This window comes from Pseudomonas sp. GW822-FHT01E03 (assembly GCF_058802985.1).
This window is the reverse complement of the sequence record NZ_JBXAOQ010000001.1, coordinates 608530-632470: the sequence shown is the minus strand read 5'-3', so window position 1 is coordinate 632470 and position 23941 is coordinate 608530. Positions and strand designations below refer to the sequence as shown.

Below are 23941 nucleotides of genomic sequence, written 5' to 3'. Positions count from 1 at the left end.
TATCTTTACGTCACTGAATCCATCATCGGCGCTCGCTTGCCGAGCTTCATCAGCCAGTAATAACTCAGCGCCGGCACCAGCAACCCGACGATCCACGCCAGGTCCACTCCGTCCAGCACCGTGGCCACCGGGCCGACATACAGCGTGGTGTTCATGAACGGAATTTCCAGGGCAATCGCCAGCAGGAAACTGCCGCAGGCAATCCGGTTGACCCGCCCGTAGATTCCGTTCAAGTCGAAGATGTCGTCAATCCGGTACTGGCCTTTGCGCAGGCAGTAGTAGTCCACCAGATTGATCGCCGTCCACGGGATCAGGAAGTAGCTCATGAAGAAGATGAAGTTGAGGAAGAAGCTGATGAAGTCGTCCTGACTGATGGTGCACAGGGCCGTGGCTAGCAGGCTGATCAGCAGCATGAACACACCGCGTACCCGCGGGGTCACCTTGAGCCGGGCGAAAGGTTCGATCACGGTGATGGTCGACATGAACGCGCCGTACAGGTTGAACACATTGATCGACACCTGGCCGTAGACGATGAAGGCGAACAGCAGCACCGCGCCAGCGCCGAACAGACCGGCGACATGCCCGCCGACGTTGCTGGAAAAGTCGCCGATGCCGACGCTCAGGATCGCCCCGAGAATCATCATCCACGCGCCGCCGCTGACCGTGCCGGCGTAGCTGTACCAGAACACCTGGGCGGTGGGCGTGTTGCTCGGCAGGTAGCGCGAATAGTCGGCGACATAAGGTGCATAGGACAGTTGCCAGGTCACGGCAATGCTCACCGCCACCAGGAACTTCGACAGGGAGAAGCCTGTTGGCAGCCATTGTTCGGCCGGGATCGGCAACTGCAAGGCGAGCACCGTGGCGGCCACGAACACCACCAGCGACAGAATCGACAGCAGCTTCTGCAAGCGGTGAATCAACCGATAGCCATAGAGCGCGACGACGAAGCACAACGCGCCGATCAGGTAGATATTGCCGGACATCGGCAGTGGGCTGACGGACTCCAGCGCCTGGGCCGCGAGCAAGGTGTTGCTGACGAAGAAACCCAGGTAGATCAGCATCACGAACAGCAGCGGCAACACCGCCCCCAACACGCCGAATTGTGCCCGGCTCTGGATCATTTGCGGAATGCCCAGCTTCGGTCCTTGGGCCGAGTGGGAGGCCATGAAAATCGCCCCCAGCAACGAGCCGATGATGATCGCCAGCGCACTCCAGAACAGGTTGAGTCCCATCACCACCGGCAACACGCCGGATGCAATGGTGGTGATGTTCATGTTGGCGCCGAACCAGATGTAGAACAGCGACCCCGGTTTGCCGTGACGTTCGGTTTCGGGGATGAAATCGATGCTTCTTTTTTCGACTTGCATGGCGATCACTCCTGAGTCCGGACGAGGTGGGATTGCAGACGGGCGATGGTGCTTTGCAGCTCATGGGGCTGGTGGGCAAACAGGTCCGGCTGCTCGGGGATCAGGCTGATGTGATCGAGCTGTTGCAGGGCGCGCTGGCACTCAGTCGTGGTGAGGATTTCCAGCGCGTAGACCCAGTTGGCCATGATCAGCAGGGCCGAGTAATGCCCGGCCTCGGTGGTCGTGGTGCAGGCATCGCTGACCAGGCGCACGCGATAACCCAGGGCGAAGGCATCGAACACGCTGGTCAGCACGCAGACGTCGGTCAACACGCCGCAGACGATCAGCGTGTCAACCGCCATTGCCTTGAGTCGGGCATCGAGGTCGGTGCGGTGGAAGGCACTGTAACGGCCCTTGTCGATGATCAACTCACCGGGCTGAGGCGTCAGTGACTCGATGATTTCCACTTGGCGGGTGCCGGCGCGGTAACTGCCGGGGCCACCGTCGGTGGCCAGAGGTTCGCCGTGGGGCAGGTCACTGCCGTCGGCCTGATTGATGTGGCGGGTATAGATGACAGGCATCCGCTGACGGCGGGCGGTATCGAGCAGGGTGGCGGTATTGGTAGCCACTGTGTCGAAGTTTTCCAGGACGAAGCCGTCCTCCTGCTGCATGTCGATGATCAACAGCGCGTTGTTATTGTTCATTGGGCAAACCTGATCAAGACGAAACACGATGCACCGTACGCGCCATGCAATGGCGAGACGCGGGGTGCGTGATTGGCTGTTCGGGTGGGCTCAGTGAACTATTTGCCAGAAACCGTTCTGCTTGGCCGAAACGCTGGCGCGCAGGCGCTTGAAATGCAGGTGCGAAGCGGTCCATTCACCGCGCAGGTAAGCCCGCGCGGCGCCGGAGGGAAGGGCGAGTGATGGGAGGCGACCAGTCATCATTGGAATCGACCCTCGTAGGAGCGAGCCTGCTCGCGAAAAACTCTGGACAACGCGGTCATTCAGATGGCCCGCGTTATCGTTGGCGTCCATCGCGAGCAAGCTCGCTCCCACAGTTGAGGTGTGCTGACCCCCGGCTTCGCGTCCGGGGAGCAGGGCGGCGCAATCAGCGGAACGCTGGCACCACATGCTTGATGAACAGCTCCAGGGATTTTTTCTTCTCCGCGTGGGGCAGGCTGTTATCGCACCAGAAGCTGAATTCGTCGACCCCCAGTTCCTGGTAGTACTTGATGCGCGGAATGATTTCTTCCGGGGTACCGATCATGGCGGTCTTGTGCAGGCTTTCCAGTTCGAACTCAGGGCGACCGGCGAATTTCTCTTCCGGGCTCGGTGCGAGGAAGCCGTTGACCGGGGTGGTCTTGTTGCCGAACCAGGCATCGAAGGTGCGATAGAACCTGGAGATTGCCTTGGCCCCGACTTCCCAGCCTTGAGGATCGTCGGCGGTGTGCACGTGGGTGTGACGCAGTACCATCAGTTGCGGCCGCGGCACGCCGGGGTTGTTGTCGAGCGCGGCCTGGAATTTGTTCTTCAGGTCGAGGACTTCCTCGTCGCCTTTCATCAACGGCGTGACCATGACGTTGCAACCGTTGGCCACGGCGAAGTTGTGCGAGTCCGGGTCGCGGGCGGCGATCCACATCGGCGGGTTCGGCTGCTGGATCGGCTTGGGTACGCTGGTGGAGGTCGGGAATTTCCAGATATCGCCGTCATGGGCGTAGTCACCGTTCCACAAAGCCCGCACCACCGGAACCATTTCCCGCAACGCCTGGCCGCCAGAGGAGGCCGGCATGCCGCCGGCCATACGGTCGAACTCGATCTGGTAGGCGCCACGGGCCAGGCCGACTTCCATGCGTCCGTTGCTGATCACATCGAGCAACGCGCATTCACCGGCCACCCGCAGCGGATGCCAGAACGGCGCGATGATGGTGCCGGCGCCCAGGTGAATGGTGGTGGTCTTGCCCGCCAGGTAAGCCAGCAGCGGCATCGGGCTTGGCGAGATGGTGTATTCCATGGAGTGGTGTTCACCGATCCACACGGTGCTGAAACCACCGGCCTCGGCCATCAGCGTCAGTTCGGTCAGGTCTTCGAACAACTGGCGGTGGCTGACGCTCTCGTCCCAACGTTCCATGTGTACGAACAGGGAAAACTTCATGACGCTTACCTCGGATCTATTGTTGTCGGCCTGTCGATCGCGGGCCTGTTGATTATTGGAATACCATAATACGAAATCTGTGCAAATGTTTCTCACTGGTCAGTGAGCAACCTGTGGGAGCGGGCTTGCTCGCGAAAGCGGTATGCCTGACAACATTGATGTTGGGTGTGCCGGCCTCTTCGCGAGCAAGCCCGCTCCCACAAGGGGATCAGGCCAGGACCGGCAACGCGCCCATCTTGCCGTGGCAATACACCAGTGGCCCGCTGCTCTGGCGGGGCACGATCAGGTTTTTCACCGCGCCGACCATGATGGCGTGGTCACCGCCTTCATATTCGCGCCACAGCTCACATTCGATGACCGCCGTTGCATTGGCCAGAATCGGGTTGCCCAGCTCGCTGAGCGTCCACTCGATCCCCTGGGCCTTGTCCTTGCCTTTGCGCGCGAAGGCATAGGCTTCGTTTTGCTGGCCGCCGGAAAGCACGTGGATGGCAAAACGTTTGTTCTTGATCAGGACCGGGTAGGAGTCGGAGCTGTAATTGGGGCAGAACAGCACCAGAGCCGGGTCCATCGACAACGAACTGAAGGCGCTGGCGGTCAGGCCGACGATTTGCCCGTCGTCATCCAGGGTGGTGATCACGGTCACTCCGGACGGGAACGAACCCATGACTTGTTTGTAGATGGCGGCATCGATCATTGGACGGTCCTCGGGTGGTGTGACGCGTTTTTATGTGTTTATAGGTCTGATGGTATACCGTAATACATCGATTGCAAGGTCTTTTTAGGTGAACCGATAAACGTAAGGCTTTCGTCTGGAACCCAATGATTGCTGGGCTTTAAGCTAGCAAACGCTGGCGTGGATCGGGCAGGATGCCGGCTCAGATGCTTGTTCAAAGACCGGATCAGTCTTGTTTAAAGTTTGGAATACCATAATATGGTCAGCATCTGAGGGGCGGCCAGAGAGTCCCCCCGGTTTGGCTTCATACAAAGATAAGAACAGACAAACTCGAGTTCATGCACATGTCCCAGATGTCCCGGCAAGACCCGTTGATCGAGAACCATACGGTCGACTACGTTCCACTCGCAGAGCGCCACGGGAAGGCCCGCGATCTCTTCACCCTGTGGTTCAGCACCAACATCGCGCCACTGCCCATCGTCACCGGCGCCATGGTGGTCCAGGTGTTCCACCTCGACCTGTTCTGGGGGTTGCTGGCGATTGCCCTCGGGCACATGGTCGGCGGTGTAGTGATTGCGCTGGCGTCGGCCCAGGGACCGTGCATGGGCATCCCGCAGATGGTGCAGAGCCGTGGTCAGTTCGGCCGCTATGGCGCGCTGCTGATCGTGTTCTTCGCGGCGTTGATCTACATCGGTTTCTTCATTTCCAACATCGTGCTGGCAGGCAAATCGATTGTCGGCATTGCGCCGTCGGTTCCGGTGCCGGCCAGCATTCTCATCGGCGCCCTCAGCGCCACGGCCATCGGGGTGATCGGTTATCGCTTCATCCATACCCTGAACCGCATCGGCACCTGGGTGATGGGCAGTGCCTTGCTCGCCGGTTTCCTCTATATCTTCGCCCATGATCTGCCGGCGGACTTCTTCACTCGCGGCGGGTTCAACCTGTCCGGCTGGCTGGCCACGGTGTCGCTGGGCATCATCTGGCAGATCAGCTTCTCGCCGTATGTGTCGGACTACTCGCGTTACCTGCCTGCGGATATTGGGATCGCCAAGCCATTCTGGGCCACGTATCTGGGGGCGACCCTGGGCACGATCCTGTCGTTCACCTTCGGCGCCGTGGCGGTACTGGCAACCCCGGAAGGCACCGAGGCGATGGCGGCGGTCAAGCAGTCCACCGGTTGGCTGGGGCCGATCCTGATGGTGTTGTTCCTGCTCAACATCATCAGCCACAACGCCTTGAATCTGTATGGCGCAGTGCTGTCGATCATCACCTCGATCCAGACCTTCGCCAGCCAATGGACGCCCAGCATCAAGGTGCGCGTGGTGTTGTCGGGCATCGTGCTGGCGGGTTGCTGCGTGGTGGCGCTGGGTGCCTCGGCGAATTTCATTTCGCAATTCATCGGCCTGATTCTGGCGCTGTTGCTGGTGCTGGTGCCGTGGGCCTCGATCAACCTGATCGACTTTTACCTGATCAAGCGTCGTCGCTATGACATCGCCTCGATCTTCCGGGCTGACGGCGGCATCTACGGTCGCTTCAACCTGCATGCGATCATTGCCTACTTCATCGGCATCATCGTGCAACTGCCATTCGCCAATACTTCACTGTACGTCGGACCGTATGCCAATCTGGTGGAGGGCGCGGACCTGTCGTGGCTGGTGGGGCTGGTGGTGACGTGCCCGTTGTATTACTGCCTCGCTACGCGAAGCCACGCGCAGGAAAGCCGTTCGGTGAAGTTTGGCTACACCGACTGAGGCAAAGTCGTTTCGTGTTCGTCAGAAAATGCCCGGCGACATGGGGGCATTTTTGTTTTCGGCGAACGCTCAGGAATGCTTGAACACATTCAGGCCGCGTTGTACCGCCGGCCTGGCTTCGACCGTGTCGTACCAGCGTGAAAGTTGCGCAAGCTCCTTCCAGTCCAGCCGATCACGGAACGCCGTGGCAATGGTGAAGGCCGAAATGTCGGCCATGGAGAACTGCGCTCCGGCCATGAAGTCGTCCGTCAGAAAGCTTTCCGAGTAGGTGAGCTGTTCAATCACCCGCAGATCGATGATCGCCGCCGCCTTGGTCTGCCCCGCCTGGTGCAGAAAAAAGGCGGCATGGCTGGGGGCGATGACATCGGTCACGAAAAAGAAATAGCGGTCGATCACCCGGGTGCGATCAGGTCCTGGCTGCGCCGGTGCCAGCCTTCCGGGCGCAATGGAATCGGCGTACTGGATGATGGCGTTGGACTGGTTGATGACCAGCACCGGAGTTGTCCCGTGATCGATCAGGGTCGGCACTTTCCCGGCCGGGTTAAGCGCCAGGAAGGCCGGGCCACGGTGCTCCTGTGCATACAGGTCGAGCTTGCGTGCCGTATAGGCGATGCCCGACTCTTCCAGGGCAATCGCGGCCCTCAGGCTGTTGCCGGTGTTCGCGCCGTAAAGTTCGATTTGATCGTTCATGGGTCATTGCTCTTGTAGTGACATACCAGCAGCCACCGATCGCTGCCGATGAAGTCAGTATGATGAAAATCCGCCGCACCGATATTCAAAAACACTGATCGTCCATACCCCTGTGCGACAAGGCTTATCCCTGTACGAAAACTACTTTCACCGCGTTTGATAATAGCCTCTCGAAGTGTTTTAAGAGTTTCACAAGCCAGTCAGTCAACCCTCACCTCGAACGTCCGATGACTCATGTCACTCATCGAGCGCTGTTGCGTGGGCGGTAATCGGGTCCTGTCTGGCGGTGAAACCTTCAAATAACGATAAGAAACACCCAGGAGCCCCCTATGTTCAAACGAGCGATTCCCACCGCAGTCCTGCTGGTCACCAGTTCGGTGTGCGCACAGGCTGCCGATACCGCAGGCCATGGTTTTCTGGAAGACAGCAAGGCCAACCTGTCGATGCGCACCCTGTACTTCAACAGCGACAATCGCGATGGCAGCGCTGCCCCCTCGAAAACCGAAGAGGCGGCCCAGGGTTTCGTGTTGCGCTATGAGTCCGGGTTTACGCAGGGCGCGGTGGGGTTCGGGCTCGATGCCCAGGCGTTGCTCGGCATCACGCTGGACAGCGGAGCGGGGCGCCACGTCGGTAGCGGCATGATTCCCTCTGATGGCGACGGCGCGGCCGATGCCTGGAGCAGCTTCGGCCCTACGGCGAAAATGCGCCTGGCCAAGACTGAATTTCGCTACGGTACCTTGCTGCCGAAATTGCCGATCCTTCTGGCGAACGATGCCCGTGTGTTGCCGCAATCGTTTACCGGCGCGCAGGTCACCTCGAACGACATCGATGGCCTGACGTTGACCGGCGGTGTGCTGGAGCACGCGGTAGGGCGCGCCTCGACGGACCGCACAGGTCTGTCGGTCGCCGGCAGCACGCGGGACAGCAACAAGTTCTACTACGCCGGTGGTGACTACAACCTCGCCAGGAACCTGAAGACCCAGTATTACTTCGCGCAACTGGAAGACTTCTACAACCAGAACTTCCTCGGCCTGACGCACATCCTGTTCATCGACAGCGCAAGCTCGCTCACCACCGACCTGCGTTACTTCCGTACCACATCGAGCGGTGCCAACAGCTCTGCCTCCGGCCGCGCGCAAGGCTACCGGGTATCGGGCTACACCGACGACAACGATGGTGAAATCGACAACAGCACCTGGGCCGCGATGGTCACCTACAGCCACGGTGGTCACGCAGTGTCGGTGGGGCATCAACGTGTGGGCGATGGCAGCAACTTCGTCCAGCCCAACCAGGGCAGCCTGGTGGACAAGGGAGCGGGCGGCGGCAGTGTCTACCTGCCCACCGACAAGATGATCCAGAACTTTGCCCGGGCCGGCGAACAGACGAATTTCGGCCAATACACCTACGACTTCGCACCCGTGGGCGTGCCGGGCCTGAAAGCCTCGATCGTGTATCTGAAGGGCACGGACATCAAGGCGCAAAACGCCAGTGACCAGTCCGAGTGGGAGCGCGACATGACCCTGGACTACGTGTTGCAATCGGGTACGTTCAAGGGGGTGGGGTTCACACTGCGTAACGCCAAGTCCAATACCGATGCCGGGCGCAACGTGGATCAGAACCGGTTCATCATCAATTACACCTTGTCGTTGTTGTAATCACGGCGCCCCCCCTGTGTGCGGGCTTGCCCGTGAAGGCGGCCTGACAGCCGACCATTTTCTACGGTTGGTCCGGCATTCTCACCCCTGAGCCAAACCCTTCTGCCCCGGCAATCGCAACTCCGCACACAACCCGCCCCCTTCGCGATTGCTCAAGGTCAAGGAGCCTCCAATCGCGACCGCCAGTTGCTGGGCGATCGCCAGCCCCAGCCCGGTGCCGCCGGTGCTGCGGTTGCGGGAATTCTCAACGCGGTAGAACGGTTCCATCACTTGCTTGAGTTCTTCCTCGGCGATCCCCGGACCACGGTCGAGGATCTTGATCGAGAGGTTGCCATCGGCCTGCTTTTGCACCCGCAACTCGGCGGCACCGGCAAACTTCAATGCGTTGTCCGTCAGGTTGACCAGCACCCGGCGCAAGGCGTGGGGGCGTGTGTCGATGACGGCGGCACTCTTGCCGCTGAGCTGAACATCCTTGCCCACGTCCTGATAGTCGAACACCAGGCTGTCGAGAAACGAGTCGAGATCGGTGCGGCGGCTTTCTTCGGTGGCGCCGTGGATGCTGCGGGCGTAGGCCACGCCTTCGCGCACCAGGTGTTCCATTTCGCCCAGGTCGTTCCACAGTTTGTCTTTTTCGCTGGAGTCGTCCATGAACTCGGCGCGCAGTTTCATGCGGGTGATCGGGGTTTGCAGATCGTGGGAGATTGCCGCGAGCAATTGCATGCGTTCCTTCAGGTACGCCGCGATGCGTGCCTGCATCGCGTTGAAGGCCTTGGCGGCGTGGGCGACTTCGGTCGGGCCTTTTTCGTCCAGGAGTACGGGATGGGCGTTGGGGTCCAGGGTTTCGACGGCACCGGCGAGGCGGGTGAGGGGGCGGATGGCGATTCTGACCGCTAGCCAGGAGCAGGCCAGCATCAGCGCCAGTTGCCCGAGCAACACGACGGGCAGCCAGGGCGACAACGGCACCATCGCCGGGCGGACGTCGATGGTCAGCGGGCTGCCATCGGCCAGGTTCAAGTGCACCTGGAAATGTTTTTTCGGCCCGGGGATGTCGGTAAAGGTCATCGGGTAATCGTGGCCGATGGCGTCTTTGATCGAGGCAATGGCAATGGGCGCATCGGGCATGTCGGTGCGGATGGGCGTGCCCGGCGACCCCTCATTGAGCATGTAACTGTAATTGCGCCGCTCCAGTTGTTTGAGCCAGGCGGCTCGCTCATCGGCGGGCAAGCGGTCGAGGATGGCAACGGACGTGGAAACGTCGGTTTCCAGGTTGCCGAGCATGGTGTTTTTCGAGGACTCGTAGCGTTCGTAGTACTGCGCGCCGAAGGACAGCGCCTGGGCGAGGATCAGGCCGATCAGGAATATCAGCGACAGCCGCGAGGCCAGGGTCCGCGGCCAATGCAGCGCCAGGGTCATGATTGATCGCCCAGGATTTCCACCGGCAGGGAAAACACATAGCCTTCGCTGCGCACGGTCTTGATGTAGGCCGGTTCGCGAGCGTCGTCGAGCAAGCGCTGGCGCAGACGACTGACCAAAAGATCGATGGAACGGTCGAACAGGTCGGCGTCGCGGCCCTGGGTCAGATTGAGCAATTGATCGCGGTTGAGCACCCGTTGTGGATGGTCGAGAAACACCCGCAGCAATCGATATTCAGCACCGCTCAGGGCCACCATGGTGCCGTCTGCATCGAGCAGGTGACGGGCCGAGGTGTCCAGGCGCCAGCGCCCAAAGGCCAACAGGCGGCTGGCTTCGGTCACCACCAGGTTCGGTGGCAGCATGCGGGTGCGTCGCAGCACCGCGTTGATCCGCGCCAGCAGTTCACGGGCAGCGAATGGCTTGACCAGATAGTCGTCGGCACCCATTTCCAGGCCGAGGATGCGATCGGTTTCATCGTTGCGGGCGGTGAGCATCAGCACTGGCGTGGCCTTGTGCTTGCCGGCGCGCAGTTCGCGGCAGAGCAGCAGGCCATCGTCACCCGGCATCATGATGTCCAGCACGATCAGGTCCACCGGGGTGGTTTCCAGAAAGGCGCGCATCTGCCGTCCATCCGCCACGACCGTGGTGCGCAGGCCGTTCTTCTTCAGGTAGTTGCCAACCAGTTCGCGGATTTCGCGGTCATCGTCAACGATGAGGATGTGATCAACGTGATCCATTGGGCCAAACCTCTGGTTAATGGGGAATGCCACACAGTCTATCGAGCCTGGGCGGGCTCGCCTGCCGCCCTTTGTATTGCAGTGTATCCGGCTTGCCTGCGGATACACACGAAGGCAAAAAAGCCGATTTTCAGCGGTTTTGTATTGCTTTGTATCCAGGCACCGTTCTGATACGTACCGATTGATTCTCGCCGATTCCCGACACAGACGAGATACCTCGCAGGCTTTTAATAGGTTCCATCGAGGCAAACCAGAGCGCCTCGGCCCAACGAACAGTTGACCTGTTGAAACCTTGAGGAGTCCGCCATGAACACCAAAGCCATCTACGCAGCCGGCCTGTTTGCCGCACTGAACATCTGCACCTTGTCGGCCCGTGCCGAAGCCGATGTCGCTCCCAGAACCTACACCTATGGCACCCAACTGGATATCAGGAAAGTGGTGTCGCTGACCGAGGACACTACGCCTTCCTGCGGCGTGGTGAATGCGCGGCTGACGTACCTCGACTCCCAGTCAAAAACCCGGGTGCTGGATTACAGCAAATTCGCCGACAACTGCAACTCGGAAAACTGAGTGTCGCGATCAACCCCCGCCAAATCCATTTGCAACAGGAAGGACATCATGAACAACGTTACCCGCTACCTGACCGCCATCGTCTTTTCCGTCGCCGGTGTGGCGGCCCATGCCAACGCCGCTGTCGAGCAAAGCGCCTGCGCCAGCAACACCTGCTTCCAGCTCACGCCGGTAGCAGAGAAGGGCACCCAGGGTTTCCTGGCGCAGGACGGCTCCAGCCGCACGCCGCAGGGGCAGATGCTCGCCGAGAACGGTTCCAGCCGCACGCCTCAGGGGCAGTTGCTGGATGAGCAGACGGCTTGAGAACACCCCGATCCACTGTGGGAGCGAGCTTGCTCGCGATAGCGATGGTTCAGTCAACGATGTGTCGCCTGACCGGACGCCATCGCGAGCAGGCTCGCTCCTACAGTGGTGATGTGTTGCCCTCTAATTTGCATTAGGTGATCCCATGTTACTCATCGCTTTCCTGGGCGGCATATTGACCGTCCTCAGCCCTTGCATCCTGCCGGTCGTTCCATTCCTGTTTGCCGGGGCCGACCGTACACGCTCCTCGATCCTGCTGACCCTCGGCGGCATGGTCCTGACCTTTGCCCTGGTCTCCAGCCTGGCCGTGGTCAGCAGTGAGTGGGTGATACAGGCCAGCAACACCGGCCGCCACGTGGCGCTGGCGGTGATGGTGCTGTTCGCCCTGTCGCTGATCTCCGCCCGGGTCGGTGACTGGCTGGCCCGTCCCTTCGTGCTGCTGGGCAATCGCATCGACCCAGACTCGCGCAAGATGTCCGGGCCGCTGGCTTCGATCATGATCGGTGTCGCCACCGGGCTGCTCTGGGCACCCTGCGCCGGGCCGATCCTCGGGGTGATTCTCACCAGCGCCATGCTGCAAGGTGCGAACGCCGGCACCAGTCTGTTGCTGGTGGCCTATGGCGCGGGCAGTGCGCTGTCCCTGGGCACCTTGATCTTTGCCGGGCGCGGCCTGGTCAATCGCTTGAAACCGTCGATTCCGGTCACCGGCTGGTTGCGCCGTGGCGCCGGGGTTGCGGTGCTCGCCGGTGCGGCGGTGATTGCAACGGGGGCCAATGACCTGTTGCTGGCCAACACCTCATCGGAAGGTGTCAACAGTGTGGAGAAAGGCGTGCTGGAAGCCGTGCCGAAAGTCGTCGATTACTTGGTCAGCAAGGTCAAGGCAGACAGCACCATGGGCGATGCCCAAGGCGCCATGCCCTCGCTGTCCGGCGCGGTGGAATGGCTCAACTCGCCGGCCCTGAGCAACGAGGCCCTGAAAGGCAAGGTTGTGCTGGTGGACTTCTGGACCTTCGACTGCATCAACTGCAAGCACACCCTGCCATACGTGAAGGAGTGGGCGAAGAAATACGAAAAGGACGGGCTGGTGGTGATCGGCGTGCACACGCCTGAATACGGCTTTGAGCGCATCATCGACAACGTCAGGGCCAAGGTGAAGGAATACGGCATCACCTACCCGGTGGCGATCGACAACAACTACGCGATCTGGCGCAACTTCGACAACCAGTACTGGCCGGCGCACTACCTGATCGATGCCAAGGGGCAGGTGCGTTACACCCACTTCGGTGAAGGCAGCTACGACACTCAGGAAAAAATGATTCAGCAGTTGCTGGAGGAGGCCAAGGCCGGCGCGCCAGCGGCGTAACTTGCTCGATCAATGGCTCACGGGTCTTGCCCCGTGGGCCATGGTTTTTTTCTCCTGTCCGCGCCGCCACGCCGCCGGTGGCGCACCGAACTCGCGACGGAAGGCCCGGCTGAAGGCGGTATCGGTCTGGTAACCGACTTCTTCGGCGATGCGCGTCAATGAGCTGTTGCTGCTGCGTAACAGATTGGCGGCGAGCAACATGCGCCATTGCGTCAGGTACTGCATCGGCGACACCCCCACCAGTTGCTGGAAGCGTTCGGCCAACACCGATCGTGAGGTGCTGGCAGTGCGCGCCAGTTCGTCCAGTGTCCAGGCGTGGCAGGGTTTTTTGTGCAAGGCGTTGAGGGCGGCGCCGACGATGCGGTCGCGCACACCGGCCAGCCAGCCGGTGCGGCCTTCGCCTTGTTCGTTCATGTACAGGCGCAACACTTCGATGAACAGCACTTCGGCCAGTTTGGCCAATACCCCTTCGCCGCCAGGGCGGGGCGAGCGGGCTTCGGCGAGGGCATAGCGCACGGAGGATTCCAGCCAGATACCGGCATCCGAACCGCGCACATTGACCCGCACCACCGCTGGCAAGCCCCTGAGCAACATGCCCGCCAGGCGCGTGTCGCACGCCAGGTAACCGCACACCAACCGGGTGACCGCGCCACCCCCGCCATAACTCAACTGCCGGGGCCGGCGCGCCAGCACGGCATCCAGTCGCGCACCCGTGGCCGGGGGCAATCCAGGGCGTGAGCACATGCGATGGGCGTCGCCCTGGGGGAAGATCACCACGTCGCCCGCACTCAGATGCAGCGGCGGGTCATCGCCCAGTTCAACGTAGCACTCACCTTCGGTTATCAGGTGAAAGATCACTACCCGTTCCGCATCGGGTTCCAGAAACGGCGCAGCGGTGTCGGCGCTGGGCGACTGGTAGCACCAGGGCGCGGTGAACCGGGCGTTGATAAAGATCGCGCCGACCAGATGCACGACGCGCAGGGTCTGCGACAGAGCGTCCATTGGGGTTTCCCGTGGAAGGATTCCTGATTGTGAGCGCCTCGGCGCGCAACGTGGAATCTCCGGACGATCGGGCAGGGTTGGGCGACGATCGGACAGGACGCCAGCGCCCGTCAGGGCGATAGTTTGATCACAGGGTGAGTGCCGCCCTGCCATCAAGAACAATAAAGAGAGGTTGCCATGCCTAAGTTCGTCATTGAACGTGAGATCCAGGGCGCCGGAGCATTATCGGATAGGGATTTGAAAGCCGCTTCGCAAAAGTCCTGCCGGGCGTTGCGTGAGTTGCCTGAGGTGCAGTGGCTGCAGAGCTATGTCACCGGTGACAAGCTCTACTGCGTGTACATCTCGCCGAACGAAGAGCAGATCAGGGAGCACGCTCGGGTGAGCGGGTTTCCCGCCAATCGCATTTCCCAGGTCATGAACATCATCGATCCGACAACGGCGGAGTGAATGCCCGCCAGGCCCGACTCATGTTTCAACCCAGAGACCTTCTCCATGAGTACACCTATTGATCTGACTGCCTTGAAAAACCGCCAGATGGCCTCCTGGGCCAGCGGCGACTACGCCGTGATCGGCACCACCCTGCAGATCGTCGGCGAGCAACTGGCCGAAGCCTGTGACCTGTTGTGCGATGAGCGCGTGCTCGACGTTGCCGCTGGTAACGGCAACGCAACCCTCGCGGCTGCGCGCCGTGGCTGCCAGGTGACGTCCACCGACTATGTCGCCGCCTTGCTCGAACGCGGCGAAGAACGGGCCCGGGCAGAACGGCTGAATGTCTCCTTCCAGGTCGCCGATGCCGAAGCCTTGCCCTTTGCCGACGGCAGCTTTGATGCCGTGCTGTCGACCTTCGGTGTGATGTTCACGCCGGACCAGCCCAAAGCCGCCGCGGAACTGGCACGGGTTTGTCGCCCGGGCGGGCGGATTGGTTTGGCCAACTGGACGCCCGAAGGTTTCGTCGGCCAGATGTTCAAGACCCTTGGCCAGCACCTGCCACCCCCTCCGGGTGCCAATCCGCCCTCCCGCTGGGGCACCGAAGCCTGGTTGCACGAGCATTTCGACGAACATGAATTCCTGCTCCAGGTGACGCGTCGCACGTTCAATTTTCGCTATCGCTCGGCGGCGCATTTCATCGACACCTTCCGCCAGTGGTACGGGCCGGTGCACAAGGCCTTCGCCGCGCTGCCCGCGGATGGCGCCAAGGCCCTGGAGACCGACTTGACCGAGCTGATCAATCGGTTGAACCGGGCGGGCGACAAGTCGCTGGTGGTGCCGAGTGAATACCTGGAGGTGGTGATCACGCGGCGTTGAATGACAACCCTGTAAAAAACTGTGGGAGCGAGCTTGCTCGCGATAGCGGTCTTCCAGTCACAGATGCTGTGGCTGACCCACCGCCTTCGCGAGCAAGCCCGCTCCCACAGGGGTTGTGTGGTGGTCATGGCATCTAAATCACTACGGCCCCACGCGCCTCCAGCAACTCGCGCAACACCGACCGATGGCAATGCGCTTCATCCTCGCAATAACAGCCCACGGCCAGGGACGTCTGATGGGACAACGCGGCCAGCAGATCCAGCAACTGACTGGCAGCGGGCTGGCTCATCTCGGCCTTGAACTTGCGCCGGAACACCTCCCAGGCCTTGGCATCTTGCGCAGCCTTGGCCTCGGCCACCAACTGCGCACTGGGCGACAGCAGCGGCTGCCAGACATCATAAAAGTCCCGACGGGCGAATTCGGCTTTCGGTACGCCACGGGGAGGGCGGCGTACCGTGCCCAGGCGCAATCCTTCATCGGGTCGGCGGGGTGAGCCGAGCTGAACGATATGGACCGCCATGGCTACTTGAGCCTCGATTCGTCGAACCACTCCAGCGCCGTGCGCCACAAGCAGATGCCCATGAAGTACGCCGACATCAGCAGCCACAGCCCCATCACCCACGGGTTGATCAGCGGATGGTTGAGCACCAGTGACAGGCTGCACAGCAACCAGATGGCCGTCACCGCAATGTTGATCGGCATGAACCGGCGCACGCGAAACGGGTGCAGGAATTTCATCCGGGTCACGGTCAGCAGGGCCAGGCCAATGACTGTAATGAAGGTGATCCACGGCGACGGGGCGATGATGTAAAGGCACAGGGCAACCACGTTCCAGGCGGCGGGGAAGCCCTGGAAGTAGTTGTCCTTGCTCTTCATGTTGACGTTGCAGAAGCAGAACAGCGACGACACCAGAATCAGCGACACGCTCAGCAGCAAGGTGTAGTCCGGCAACGGGATATAGCGATAGATGAACAGCGCCGGGATAAACACGTACGTCAGGTAGTCGATCACCAGGTCGAGGATCGAGCCATCGAAGCTCGGCAACACCGACTGCACGTTGACCTTGCGTGCCAGCGCACCGTCCAGACCGTCAACGATCAGGGCGACACCCAGCCACAGCAGGCAATGGGTCGGCTGGTTTTCCAGCAGGGACAGGGTGGCGAGGAAAGCGGTGACCACGCCAGTGGCGGTAAAACCATGGGCGCCCCATGCTTTGAGCCTGGCGATGTACAGGGTTGAAATCACAGGGGCGTTCTCCAGTGAATGAAGCAAGCCAGTTGTCACCTCGTGTACGGGGTGGTGGCAAACCGGGTCGTGTGCAGGTATCGACCGGGTATCCGGGAATAAGGTTCACCACTCATGAATCTTAGCTGCGCCGCAAGAAAATACCCCGGACGAATCCGGGATAGCGCGGGCGGGTCAGCCCAACGGTGCTGGCACATTCGCCTGCGGGGGCTATCGTTGCCTGACTGGATAAACGCCCTTCAAGAGGACAAACGTCATGAACACCAGCGATCTGCTCGAACAATTACTGCGCGCCGGCCAGGGCTCGATGGCGCGACAGGGTGGCGGTGGCGCATCGGCCCAGGGTGGGCTCGGCGACCTGGGTGGATTGCTCGGCGGTTTGTTGGGCGGGGGTGCCGGTACCAGTGCTGGCGGCGGTGGCGCAGGGTTGGGTGGTTTGCTCGGTGGTTTGCTTGGCGGCGGTTCGCCGATGGGCGGTGCACCGCAAAGTCGCTCCGCTGGCGGCACCAATTATGCCGCGCTGGCGTCCCTGGGCATGATGGCGTTCCAGGCGTACCAGGCCTGGCAGCGCAGTCAGGCCTCGGCGCCGCAGGAGGCACCACGGACCGTGGACTTGCTGGCCGGCCCGGAGGCCGAGGAACACAGCCATGCGATCCTGCGGGCATTGATTGCCGCGGCCAAGGCCGATGGCCGCATCGATGCCGCCGAGAAACAGATGATCAGCACTGAAATCGGCCGTCACACCGACGATCCGCAATTGCAGCAATGGCTGGACGACGAGGTCGCCAAGCCACTGGATGCCTATGACGTCGCGCAGTCGGCCACGGACCCGGGCATGGCCTCGGAGATGTACCTGGCCAGCGTCATGCTGGTGGACGACCAGCAGGACGCCGAGCGCAACTATCTGGATGAACTGGCCGCAGCGTTGCAGATCGACCCGCAGTTGCAAGTCCACCTGGAGCAGCAGGCCAAGGGCGGTGCGGCCTAAATCGCCTTGGGCAGCAGAAACGTCACCCCGAAGCTTTCGGCTATCTGCAAGATCCGCGGCAGGTCCTCGGGTACCTTGAGTTGATCCAGCGCCGTAAAGAACTGCCCACCGCGTGGATCGGACACCACACCGATCATTGTCGCAGTGGGGCTGACGTTCTTGTAGGCATGAATCGAACCGCTGGGGATATGCACGTAGCCACCGGCCAGGACGGTGGTGGCTTTGCCTTCGACGGTCACTTCCACCTGACCTTCAACGACGTAAAACGCTTCGTCCCAGGGATGAAAGTGTGGCGGTGGCCCGCCTCCTTGTATGCCTTTCTGGATGTGCATCTCGAACGGTTTGCTCAGATCCCCGCCGGCCAGGACGGTGATCGTTTCACCCACGACGTTGACCGGCCCCGGGGGATTTCCGGCTTCGATGATGTGAACCCTGCGCATGGCTGCTCTCCGGGGGATGAGACTGCACCGGCGAAGTATAGGCCCCGAAGCGCCAGCCGGGTGGCGCGCCCATGGCCCGTCTGTCCGGGCATTTTCAACGCCGATTGAATTACTGCGCCACTCGTGTGCTCTGCCTGGTTAGAAGACGTTTGCATTCAACGTCCTGGCGCGAAGCATACCTGAGGGGCATTACGACGTGGGCGAGGTGATCGTCTGGGACCGGGGCATCTGGACTCCCCAGGACGGTCTCGCCAAAGCCTGGGCCAAGGGTCGACTCAAGTTCGAGTTGCAGGGGGAGAAGCTCGGCGTGGACATGCCCAAAACCCGGCAAGCGATCACTGCCGAGATGCGCCGGCGGGTGGGGATGAAAAAGTGAACTGTGCCGATAGGAGCTGCTGAAGGCTGCGACCTTTTCATGGTTTCAATAACCTGAAGATCAAAGGATCGCAGCCCGCGGCAGCTCCTACGCGAGCAACCTGTTCTTACTTGAGGAATGCCTGGAAGTCGGTACCCAGTTTGTCGATCGCCGCCTTGAAGTCCTTGGCGGTAATCTTCTGGCTTTCGTTTTTCAGTTCGGTGCCGAACACCTTGCGCACCACTTTGGCTACGGTCTGGTTGCTCTTGGCGTCGACGAACTCGGCTTCGATGAACAGGGTGGTTTCCTGGTCACGGTGACCGGTGGCTGCCTGGGTTGCCCCGACTACGGCCGCGATGGGCACCACTTCATACCACTTCATGCCTTCGTTCTCGGCGTTCACCCCGGTAATCGCCGCGCGCATGATCAGGGGGCGCGAACCCGCCGGTGCGGAAGAGGTGTTGGTCACTACGCGGTATTTCTGGCCCAGCGTAGCCTTGGCCTTGCTGGTCATGTAGTTCTGAATGTCGGTCAGTGTCTGCTGGTTGACACGCTCATCGGGTTTGGGGGCCGGGTAGAGCTCCAGTTTGTTGAACACCACGGTGTCATAGGCATTCGGGTTCCACGCAGGGCTGACCCAACGCATCGCGGTGCCGCCGCTCGGCGTTTCGACTTCCTGCAGGTTGTTGTAGTTGGACAGGAAGCCTGAATATTGCTCCTTCTCAGTCACTTTCGAGGTGCAGCCGCCTAGCAACAGACTGGCCAGCGTAGCGCCGACGAGCAGTTTTCGGGACAGATTCATAGTGGTGTTTACTCCTTGGTTTAAATCGTCATTCTTTCGTTTACAAGACATCAGAATCGCCAGGTCATGTTTCCGTTTATAGCCTGAATCCAGGCATTGTCGAATTGACCGGAGATTCGATTGCCCGATACGGCCTTCGCCTGGTCCACCGGCATGTCGCCGAGCCAGACCATGGCCCAACTGACGTTGACATCGGTGTTCTCGTTCAGAGCATAGGTGGCTCCTGTCGCAATGCGCCAGGATTCACTCATCGGCACGACCACGCTGCGGTTGCTGTCCGAGACGGCGCTGCTGTCGTAGGCCACACCGACGTTCCACAACCACTGCTCGGTGGCCTGGTATTGCGCGCCAAGGGAGAGGTGCCAGGTGTCCTTGAAGCCGGCGTCGACTGTTGTCGATTGCGCTCCAAACGCCGTGGTGTCGACCTCTACGGCGATGTCACCGAACTCGGACCAGTCCTGCCAGTTGGCCGAGGCGAGCAACGCCCATTGCCGGTCCAGTTGCTGGAAAAGGCTCAGGGTGACGGTTTGCGGCACCTTCATGTCCAGTTCGGTATCGGTGTTGTTGACGCGCTCGAGCAGGCGGCCGTCGCCCTTGACGTCCAGCCGGTCCTTGAAGTCCAGGTCGACCTGGCTGGTGTAGGTCAGGCCGATGCGCGTGCCGGGTTGCGGGGCGTAGATCACGCCCACGTTGGCGCCATAGCCCCAGGTGTTGTCCCGGTACTTGTATTGGCCGTCAGAGCGGTCAGTGAAGCCGAAAGGGGAGCGGTCGATGGCGGTGTCTGCCTTTAACATGCCGTACATGGCCTTGACGCCCAGGCCGACCGACCACTGCTCATTGAAGCGATAAGCCACGCTCGGTACCAGCGACAGGCCGAGCAGGCTTGAGTTCTGCGCAAAGTAGCGGCCGGACCAGTCGTTGTCGTAATTGACCGCCAGGCCAAAATCGCCGTACTGGCCGAAACCGACGCTCCAGTGCTCGTCGAGTTCATGGCTGATGAAGAAGCTGCCACCGGGAATCGGATCGAGGGCGTTGCCACTGCCGCTGCCCGGGGTGTTGGTGCCGGAGTCGCGGTCGAAGCTCAGGTCGCCGTACAGAACCTGCAAGCCGGCGGTGATTTGCGTGCCTGGCAGATAGCTCATGCCCGCGGGGTTGCTGGCGATGGTCGAGGGGCCTTGGGCACGGGCGGCGGCACCGGCGTTGGCCAGACCGGCGTTATCGGTGCCGATTTCATAGAGCATGATGCCGCCGGCCCAGGCTTGCTGGCAGCACAGGGCAAGTAGCGCAGAGGTGGGCAGGGCTGCTGTTTTTATCGGCATTGGAACCCCTCGGCAATTGTCCATTTCGAATACGGGTGGACTGCACCGGCTACCCGTGGATTCGGTTGTTATTTGGCCTTGTCAGTGGCCAGGGTCAGGCCGGGTAACGCCATCGCAGACAGCAAAAGGAGGATCGCAAACTTCGAGGAGAAGGTTGTCCGGTTCCTGTCGAGCTCCTGCGTTCTTGCGTGAGTACATCGAGACGAGCCCCCAACCGTCATTGAATTTCGTTACCCCCGCCAAGAGCGTAGGTTTGAATGGCGGAATATCCAGTAATGGATAATCAGAAAGTTAGTGTTTCAGGCGCGTTGCACCGAAATGGCAAAATTTCCTAAGGAAGGCATAGCAGTGCCCCGCGATTCATGAATGACCACTGATCCTGTTCCGGTGCGTTTTCGAGGGGGTAACAGACGCCTGTTTCACCAGCGAAACATGGGCAGCGGGCGCAGCGGCGAGCGAATGAATTGACGGGCTGAAAGCTTCATCAGCATCGAGTGAAAGCCGTGATCGGGAAAGGTCGCCTGCACGGTTTTGATGAAGCAGCGGGGCAGGCCGAAACGCACCAGGCCCAGGGACACATCCACCAGATCGGCCTGGCGGAAGGGTTCGACGCTGGCAGCATAGGCGCCGCGATACCGGCGCAGTTTGTGATGCTCAAGTATCAATGCGCTGACTTCATCCTTCAGTTCCGCTCGTTGCTGGTTGTCGAGGTACTCGGTGGCCAGGGCAATGGACGGCGGCAGGTAGTCGAGGGTGTCATCGGTCCAGATGCCCAGGTCATGAAACGCCGCCGCGATTTGGACGGCGGCCGGGGGCAGGCCATCGGCACCACTGAGGGCTCCATGGAAATTCAGCACCCGGTAAATGTGGTTGCGGTAGCCCTGCAGGTCGGCCCCGATGGCCAGGGCGAACGAGGTGAGAATCTCGTCGGTGAGGGGGAGTTCGAGAAGAAGCTTCATCAGGCGTCACGCAACAGGTCGTTGGCATTGAGCAGTTCGTAGGCGATCTCCGGGCGCTTTTCCATGGCCCGGCGAATGGCGGCGGGGATGTTGGCGCGGGTCTTGCGGCACAGCCCCGGCAGTTCGCCAATCTGGATACCGATGCCGCGCATGGTGCGCACTTCGTTGAAACCGGGTGCGATTTCCACGCGGATGCCCAACTGTTCGAGCATGCGCCGTTGCAGGTGCTCCAGATCGCTCAGGCTCTGCAGGTTCTCCAGGCGTTCGATCAGGCGTTTTTCTTCGTTGCGGGTCAGAAACAGAATGCGCAGGTCCGCCCCTGGTGTTTCCAGCAACGGGTCACGCCCGCAGTCGCAGGCGCCGGGCGGGCAGGGTGAGCGGATCGCAGCGGTGGTGGTCATGGGGATCAATCATAGAGCGCTGTGATCGAGTTTGCCCATAGGGATTTCGGGGGTTTTACAATGCAATGTAGGAGCGAGCTTGCTCGCGAAGGTGTGTCAGTCGACATCAACGTAGCTGACACTCCATCGCGAGCAAGCTCGCTCTTACAGGGGTTGCGGTGAACCTGGCTAACTCATTTCAGTACCAGCATCCGGTAAACGCCATCTTCGACTTCGATCCCGTGGGTGTCATGGGTGAAGCCGGGGAAGGATTTGTCGAAGGCTTCCAGTGCCTTGAGATACGCCAGCAACGGACCGTCCGCAGGCCCTGCGTTCTCACCCGGCATGAGCAGCGGGATGCCTGGTGGATACGGCACGATACCGGTCGCGGCAAGGCGTCCGGCGGCCTCGTTGAGCGTCACCAGCTCGATGTCGTTACGCACCAGTTTTTCGTAGGCCTCCACCGGGCTGAACTCGGCTTTTGGCAGGGTGCCGAAGGCCTGGGACATGTTGGCGGTGGTCTTGTGTTTCTTCATGGCGGCGAAGATTTCGTCGGCCAGATCCTTCAGGCCCATGCCGGCATAGCGATGCTGGTTGGCGTTGTACAGGTCGGGCAGGCACAGCTCGAGCTCGGCGTTGTCGTCGTAGTCACGCTTGAAGTCGAGCAGGGCGTTGAGCAGCGTGCCCCACTTGCCTTTGGTGATGCCGATGGAGAACAGGAACAGGATGGTGAAATCGGTGGTTTTCTCGACCACGATACCCTGACGGCCCAGGTACGCCGTGACCACGCAAGCGGGGATACCGGAGGCGAGCAGGCTGCCGTCGTCGCCCATGCCCGGGCTGAGCACCGAGACCTTGATCGGGTCGAGCATGCAGTAGCCGTCTTCGATGTCGCCGAAACCGTGCCATACCGCGTTCGGGTGCAGGACCCAGCAGTTCGGATCGGTTTTCAGCGTAGCCGGGTCGACCTCATGGAACGGCACGGCCGCTGCGCCAACCTGTACGGTCGGCGGCTGCCAGCAGGTGAAGAACCAGTCGTTCTTGCCCACCATCTCGTTGTGCATGCGCGAGAGAACCTGGCGGAAGCTGATGGCTTCTTCAATCGACTCGTTGGTGAGGATCTGCCCGCTCGGTGCTTCCATCATCGCCGAGCTGACGTCGCAGGACGCCATGATCGCGTAATTTGGCGAGGTCGAGGCGTGCATCATGTACGACTCGTTGAAGCGCGCATGTTCGATCGGGTTACGCCCGTCACGCACGTGGATCATCGAGGCCTGGGACAGGGCAGCCAGCAATTTGTGGGTCGACTGGGTGGCGAACACGGTCGGCTTGGACTTGTCGTGATCGGCCGGGTTGCCGTGCATGGCATGGCGTCCGCTGTACAGCGGGTTGAAGCGCGCATAACCGTACCAGGCTTCGTCGAAGTGCAGACGGTCCACGCTTTCGCCCAGCAGTTCTTCGACGCGGGTGACGTTGTAGGTCAGGCCGTCGTAGGTGGAGTTGGTGACAATGGCGTGCACTGGCGTCGGGTCGATGCCTTGCTTGACCAGCGGGTTGTTGGCGATGGCGGCTTTCACGCCTTCGGCGCTCAGGGTCTGCGGCAGGATCGGGCCGATGATGCCGTAGCGGTTGCGGGTCGGCACCAGGTAGGTCGGAATCGCCCCGGACAGGGTCATCGCGTGCTCGGCGGACTTGTGGCAATTGCGGTCGCACAGGGCGATCTGGTTGCGCGTGACGCTGGCCATGAGGATGACGCGGTTGGACATCGACGAGCCGTTGGTCACGTAATACGTGCGGTGGGCGCCGAAGACCTTGGCGGCATAGCGTTCACCCTGGCCGATAGGGCCACTGTGATCGAGCAGCGAACCGAGTTCGCCAACCGAGATCGACAGGTCGGAACGCAGCAGGTTCTCCCCGAAGAACTCGTAGAAGGCCCGGCCTGCGGTGCTCTTCAGGAAAGCCGTGCCGCCGGCATGGCCTGGGGTGTGCCACGAGTATTCATAGTTGCGGGCAAACTTCACCAGCGCGCCGAACATCGGCGGCAGGGCGGCCTGGCGATAGCGTTCGATGGCCGCCAGGATGCGCCCGCTGAGGAACCGGGAGGTGTCCTCGGGCAGCCAGATGAAGTCGTCGGCGTGTTGCATGACCAGCAACGGAATGCTCGACGCGGTGGTGCGGTCGCTGATCAGGAACACCGGCACTCGCGTGTTGCGCTCGCGCAGCTTGACCAGCAATTTGGTGCAGTCGGCGTGGCCTTCGCTGGTGTCCATTTCCCACCGGATGAGCACGCATTGAATGGCAGGGTCCGAGCGCAGGATCGAGGCGGCATCGGTGAGGCTTTCCGAGGCCAGTACGCTGACGCCACGTCCCTCTACGTCGTGGACCAGTTGATCCAGGGCGCGGCCAAACACCGTTCGCTTGTCCGGCGGACTGCTGACCAGTAGCGCCAGCATGCCCAGCGAGTGTTTATATTCCGTCATGATTGATCCTC

The 23941-nt window shown here is 61.1% G+C and carries 25 protein-coding genes and 1 pseudogene; 9 read left to right on the top strand and 17 right to left on the bottom strand.

The features are described from left to right. Positions 1 to 5: 5 nt before the first annotated feature. From AC1RP7_RS02820 to AC1RP7_RS02800, 5 genes are all read right to left on the bottom strand, one after another. Entirely contained in the window at positions 6 to 1367 is a 1362-nt protein-coding gene (locus AC1RP7_RS02820) for a purine-cytosine permease family protein (RefSeq protein WP_493182477.1), read from the bottom strand. A 5-nt stretch (positions 1368 to 1372) separates the two neighbouring features. Further along, a complete protein-coding gene (locus AC1RP7_RS02815; protein ID WP_493182476.1) occupies positions 1373 to 2050 on the bottom strand; it encodes a cysteine hydrolase family protein in 678 nt (225 codons plus the stop codon). A gap of 90 nt (positions 2051 to 2140) precedes the next feature. Then, the gene (locus tag AC1RP7_RS02810; RefSeq protein ID WP_162130443.1) at positions 2141 to 2290 is read right to left on the bottom strand and encodes a hypothetical protein; all 150 of its coding nucleotides are present in this window, start codon (positions 2288 to 2290) and stop codon (positions 2141 to 2143) included. 166 nt (positions 2291 to 2456) lie between these two features. Then, entirely contained in the window at positions 2457 to 3500 is a 1044-nt protein-coding gene (locus tag AC1RP7_RS02805) for an LLM class flavin-dependent oxidoreductase (RefSeq protein ID WP_046043514.1), read from the bottom strand. Positions 3501 to 3708: 208 nt separating this feature from the next. Beyond that, positions 3709 to 4194, bottom strand: a complete 486-nt coding sequence (locus AC1RP7_RS02800; RefSeq protein ID WP_008000480.1) for a flavin reductase family protein — start codon at positions 4192 to 4194, stop codon at positions 3709 to 3711. 323 nt (positions 4195 to 4517) lie between these two features. On the opposite strand from AC1RP7_RS02800, the gene AC1RP7_RS02795 reads away from it, so the two are divergent. Further along, the gene (locus AC1RP7_RS02795; RefSeq protein ID WP_493182473.1) at positions 4518 to 5924 is read left to right on the top strand and encodes a purine-cytosine permease family protein; all 1407 of its coding nucleotides are present in this window, start codon (positions 4518 to 4520) and stop codon (positions 5922 to 5924) included. Positions 5925 to 5993: 69 nt separating this feature from the next. On the opposite strand, the gene AC1RP7_RS02790 is transcribed toward AC1RP7_RS02795, so the two are convergent. Beyond that, positions 5994 to 6614 carry a glutathione S-transferase family protein gene (locus AC1RP7_RS02790; protein WP_493182471.1) on the bottom strand — a complete coding sequence of 207 codons (621 nt, stop codon included), beginning with the start codon at positions 6612 to 6614 and terminating at the stop codon, positions 5994 to 5996. A gap of 329 nt (positions 6615 to 6943) precedes the next feature. Here AC1RP7_RS02790 and AC1RP7_RS02785 point away from each other — a divergent pair, with 329 nt between their 5' ends. Continuing rightward, positions 6944 to 8269, top strand: a complete 1326-nt coding sequence (locus AC1RP7_RS02785) for an OprD family porin (RefSeq protein ID WP_493182469.1) — start codon at positions 6944 to 6946, stop codon at positions 8267 to 8269. An 81-nt stretch (positions 8270 to 8350) separates the two neighbouring features. On the opposite strand, the gene AC1RP7_RS02780 is transcribed toward AC1RP7_RS02785, so the two are convergent. Both AC1RP7_RS02780 and AC1RP7_RS02775 read right to left on the bottom strand, forming a co-directional pair. Continuing rightward, positions 8351 to 9682: an ATP-binding protein gene (locus tag AC1RP7_RS02780; RefSeq protein ID WP_090454763.1), complete on the bottom strand. Its 1332-nt coding sequence runs from the start codon at positions 9680 to 9682 to the stop codon at positions 8351 to 8353. Beyond that, positions 9679 to 10419 (bottom strand): response regulator, encoded by a 741-nt coding sequence (locus tag AC1RP7_RS02775; protein ID WP_008023822.1) that lies wholly within the window; start codon positions 10417 to 10419, stop codon positions 9679 to 9681. Before AC1RP7_RS02775 ends, AC1RP7_RS02780 begins: the two co-directional genes overlap by 4 nt. A 306-nt stretch (positions 10420 to 10725) precedes the next feature. On the opposite strand from AC1RP7_RS02775, the gene AC1RP7_RS02770 reads away from it, so the two are divergent. The 3 genes from AC1RP7_RS02770 to AC1RP7_RS02760 all read left to right on the top strand — a co-directional run bounded on the left by AC1RP7_RS02770 (position 10726) and on the right by AC1RP7_RS02760 (position 12655). Next, a complete protein-coding gene (locus AC1RP7_RS02770) occupies positions 10726 to 10989 on the top strand; it encodes a DUF2790 domain-containing protein (protein ID WP_493182467.1) in 264 nt (87 codons plus the stop codon). Positions 10990 to 11037: 48 nt separating this feature from the next. Continuing rightward, complete coding sequence (locus AC1RP7_RS02765) at positions 11038 to 11292, top strand: hypothetical protein (protein ID WP_340315575.1); 255 nt, start codon at positions 11038 to 11040, stop codon at positions 11290 to 11292. A gap of 145 nt (positions 11293 to 11437) precedes the next feature. After that, positions 11438 to 12655, top strand: a complete 1218-nt coding sequence (locus AC1RP7_RS02760) for a cytochrome c biogenesis protein DipZ (protein WP_493182466.1) — start codon at positions 11438 to 11440, stop codon at positions 12653 to 12655. A 9-nt stretch (positions 12656 to 12664) separates the two neighbouring features. Here the strand turns inward: AC1RP7_RS02760 and AC1RP7_RS02755 are convergent, their stop codons facing one another. After that, the gene (locus AC1RP7_RS02755) at positions 12665 to 13657 is read right to left on the bottom strand and encodes an AraC family transcriptional regulator (RefSeq protein ID WP_493182464.1); all 993 of its coding nucleotides are present in this window, start codon (positions 13655 to 13657) and stop codon (positions 12665 to 12667) included. Between the two features lie 177 nt (positions 13658 to 13834). On the opposite strand from AC1RP7_RS02755, the gene AC1RP7_RS02750 reads away from it, so the two are divergent. Beyond that, positions 13835 to 14104: a DUF4242 domain-containing protein gene (locus tag AC1RP7_RS02750; RefSeq protein ID WP_057715442.1), complete on the top strand. Its 270-nt coding sequence runs from the start codon at positions 13835 to 13837 to the stop codon at positions 14102 to 14104. Between the two features lie 45 nt (positions 14105 to 14149). Then, complete coding sequence (locus tag AC1RP7_RS02745) at positions 14150 to 14962, top strand: class I SAM-dependent methyltransferase (protein ID WP_493182462.1); 813 nt, start codon at positions 14150 to 14152, stop codon at positions 14960 to 14962. 133 nt (positions 14963 to 15095) lie between these two features. On the opposite strand, the gene AC1RP7_RS02740 is transcribed toward AC1RP7_RS02745, so the two are convergent. Together AC1RP7_RS02740 and pcsA are read right to left on the bottom strand one after the other, a co-directional pair. Beyond that, complete coding sequence (locus tag AC1RP7_RS02740; RefSeq protein WP_489327422.1) at positions 15096 to 15482, bottom strand: DUF488 domain-containing protein; 387 nt, start codon at positions 15480 to 15482, stop codon at positions 15096 to 15098. A 2-nt stretch (positions 15483 to 15484) separates the two neighbouring features. Next, the gene (gene pcsA, locus AC1RP7_RS02735) at positions 15485 to 16207 is read right to left on the bottom strand and encodes a phosphatidylcholine synthase (protein WP_340315585.1); all 723 of its coding nucleotides are present in this window, start codon (positions 16205 to 16207) and stop codon (positions 15485 to 15487) included. 256 nt (positions 16208 to 16463) lie between these two features. On the opposite strand from pcsA, the gene AC1RP7_RS02730 reads away from it, so the two are divergent. Next, on the top strand, positions 16464 to 17195 hold the full coding sequence (locus AC1RP7_RS02730; protein ID WP_493182459.1) for a tellurite resistance TerB family protein: 732 nt from the start codon (positions 16464 to 16466) through the stop codon (positions 17193 to 17195). Here AC1RP7_RS02730 and AC1RP7_RS02725 read toward each other — a convergent pair. Then, positions 17192 to 17635: a cupin domain-containing protein gene (locus AC1RP7_RS02725; protein WP_057715437.1), complete on the bottom strand. Its 444-nt coding sequence runs from the start codon at positions 17633 to 17635 to the stop codon at positions 17192 to 17194. The genes AC1RP7_RS02730 and AC1RP7_RS02725 overlap by 4 nt on opposite strands. Before the next feature lie 163 nt (positions 17636 to 17798). Between AC1RP7_RS02725 and AC1RP7_RS02720 the strand changes: the two are divergent. Continuing rightward, a pseudogene (locus tag AC1RP7_RS02720) lies at positions 17799 to 17942 on the top strand (DNA polymerase ligase N-terminal domain-containing protein); the annotation flags it as partial. 175 nt (positions 17943 to 18117) lie between these two features. Here AC1RP7_RS02720 and AC1RP7_RS02715 read toward each other — a convergent pair. The 5 genes from AC1RP7_RS02715 to AC1RP7_RS02695 all read right to left on the bottom strand — a co-directional run bounded on the left by AC1RP7_RS02715 (position 18118) and on the right by AC1RP7_RS02695 (position 23930). Further along, complete coding sequence (locus AC1RP7_RS02715; RefSeq protein ID WP_057715435.1) at positions 18118 to 18792, bottom strand: DUF3313 domain-containing protein; 675 nt, start codon at positions 18790 to 18792, stop codon at positions 18118 to 18120. A gap of 50 nt (positions 18793 to 18842) precedes the next feature. Then, positions 18843 to 20111: an OmpP1/FadL family transporter gene (locus tag AC1RP7_RS02710; protein ID WP_218498446.1), complete on the bottom strand. Its 1269-nt coding sequence runs from the start codon at positions 20109 to 20111 to the stop codon at positions 18843 to 18845. A gap of 419 nt (positions 20112 to 20530) precedes the next feature. Next, positions 20531 to 21070, bottom strand: coding sequence for a phosphohydrolase (locus AC1RP7_RS02705; protein ID WP_493182458.1), 540 nt, complete (start codon positions 21068 to 21070; stop codon positions 20531 to 20533). Then, a complete protein-coding gene (locus tag AC1RP7_RS02700) occupies positions 21070 to 21471 on the bottom strand; it encodes a hypothetical protein (RefSeq protein ID WP_493182456.1) in 402 nt (133 codons plus the stop codon). The genes AC1RP7_RS02705 and AC1RP7_RS02700 overlap by 1 nt, the downstream gene beginning before the upstream one ends. A gap of 173 nt (positions 21472 to 21644) precedes the next feature. Continuing rightward, on the bottom strand, positions 21645 to 23930 hold the full coding sequence (locus tag AC1RP7_RS02695) for an Orn/Lys/Arg family decarboxylase (RefSeq protein WP_057715430.1): 2286 nt from the start codon (positions 23928 to 23930) through the stop codon (positions 21645 to 21647). Positions 23931 to 23941 lie beyond the last annotated feature (11 nt).

Excerpts from the sequence above, each read along its gene's own strand:
- AC1RP7_RS02775 (WP_008023822.1), bottom strand. The coding sequence starts at position 10,419 with ATGGATCACGTTGATCACATCCTCATCGTTGACGATGACCGCGAAATC.
- AC1RP7_RS02760 (WP_493182466.1), top strand. The coding sequence starts at position 11,438 with ATGTTACTCATCGCTTTCCTGGGCGGCATATTGACCGTCCTCAGCCCT.
- AC1RP7_RS02740 (WP_489327422.1), bottom strand. The coding sequence starts at position 15,482 with ATGGCGGTCCATATCGTTCAGCTCGGCTCACCCCGCCGACCCGATGAA.
- AC1RP7_RS02790 (WP_493182471.1), bottom strand. The coding sequence starts at position 6,614 with ATGAACGATCAAATCGAACTTTACGGCGCGAACACCGGCAACAGCCTG.
- AC1RP7_RS02725 (WP_057715437.1), bottom strand. The coding sequence starts at position 17,635 with ATGCGCAGGGTTCACATCATCGAAGCCGGAAATCCCCCGGGGCCGGTC.
- AC1RP7_RS02730 (WP_493182459.1), top strand. The coding sequence starts at position 16,464 with ATGAACACCAGCGATCTGCTCGAACAATTACTGCGCGCCGGCCAGGGC.
- AC1RP7_RS02785 (WP_493182469.1), top strand. The coding sequence starts at position 6,944 with ATGTTCAAACGAGCGATTCCCACCGCAGTCCTGCTGGTCACCAGTTCG.
- AC1RP7_RS02700 (WP_493182456.1), bottom strand. The coding sequence starts at position 21,471 with ATGACCACCACCGCTGCGATCCGCTCACCCTGCCCGCCCGGCGCCTGC.
- AC1RP7_RS02800 (WP_008000480.1), bottom strand. The coding sequence starts at position 4,194 with ATGATCGATGCCGCCATCTACAAACAAGTCATGGGTTCGTTCCCGTCC.
- AC1RP7_RS02705 (WP_493182458.1), bottom strand. The coding sequence starts at position 21,070 with ATGAAGCTTCTTCTCGAACTCCCCCTCACCGACGAGATTCTCACCTCG.
- AC1RP7_RS02695 (WP_057715430.1), bottom strand. The coding sequence starts at position 23,930 with ATGACGGAATATAAACACTCGCTGGGCATGCTGGCGCTACTGGTCAGC.
- AC1RP7_RS02795 (WP_493182473.1), top strand. The coding sequence starts at position 4,518 with ATGTCCCAGATGTCCCGGCAAGACCCGTTGATCGAGAACCATACGGTC.
- AC1RP7_RS02715 (WP_057715435.1), bottom strand. The coding sequence starts at position 18,792 with ATGAATCTGTCCCGAAAACTGCTCGTCGGCGCTACGCTGGCCAGTCTG.
- AC1RP7_RS02745 (WP_493182462.1), top strand. The coding sequence starts at position 14,150 with ATGAGTACACCTATTGATCTGACTGCCTTGAAAAACCGCCAGATGGCC.
- AC1RP7_RS02750 (WP_057715442.1), top strand. The coding sequence starts at position 13,835 with ATGCCTAAGTTCGTCATTGAACGTGAGATCCAGGGCGCCGGAGCATTA.
- AC1RP7_RS02780 (WP_090454763.1), bottom strand. The coding sequence starts at position 9,682 with ATGACCCTGGCGCTGCATTGGCCGCGGACCCTGGCCTCGCGGCTGTCG.
- AC1RP7_RS02805 (WP_046043514.1), bottom strand. The coding sequence starts at position 3,500 with ATGAAGTTTTCCCTGTTCGTACACATGGAACGTTGGGACGAGAGCGTC.
- AC1RP7_RS02755 (WP_493182464.1), bottom strand. The coding sequence starts at position 13,657 with ATGGACGCTCTGTCGCAGACCCTGCGCGTCGTGCATCTGGTCGGCGCG.
- AC1RP7_RS02810 (WP_162130443.1), bottom strand. The coding sequence starts at position 2,290 with ATGACTGGTCGCCTCCCATCACTCGCCCTTCCCTCCGGCGCCGCGCGG.
- AC1RP7_RS02710 (WP_218498446.1), bottom strand. The coding sequence starts at position 20,111 with ATGCCGATAAAAACAGCAGCCCTGCCCACCTCTGCGCTACTTGCCCTG.
- AC1RP7_RS02765 (WP_340315575.1), top strand. The coding sequence starts at position 11,038 with ATGAACAACGTTACCCGCTACCTGACCGCCATCGTCTTTTCCGTCGCC.
- AC1RP7_RS02820 (WP_493182477.1), bottom strand. The coding sequence starts at position 1,367 with ATGCAAGTCGAAAAAAGAAGCATCGATTTCATCCCCGAAACCGAACGT.
- AC1RP7_RS02815 (WP_493182476.1), bottom strand. The coding sequence starts at position 2,050 with ATGAACAATAACAACGCGCTGTTGATCATCGACATGCAGCAGGAGGAC.
- AC1RP7_RS02770 (WP_493182467.1), top strand. The coding sequence starts at position 10,726 with ATGAACACCAAAGCCATCTACGCAGCCGGCCTGTTTGCCGCACTGAAC.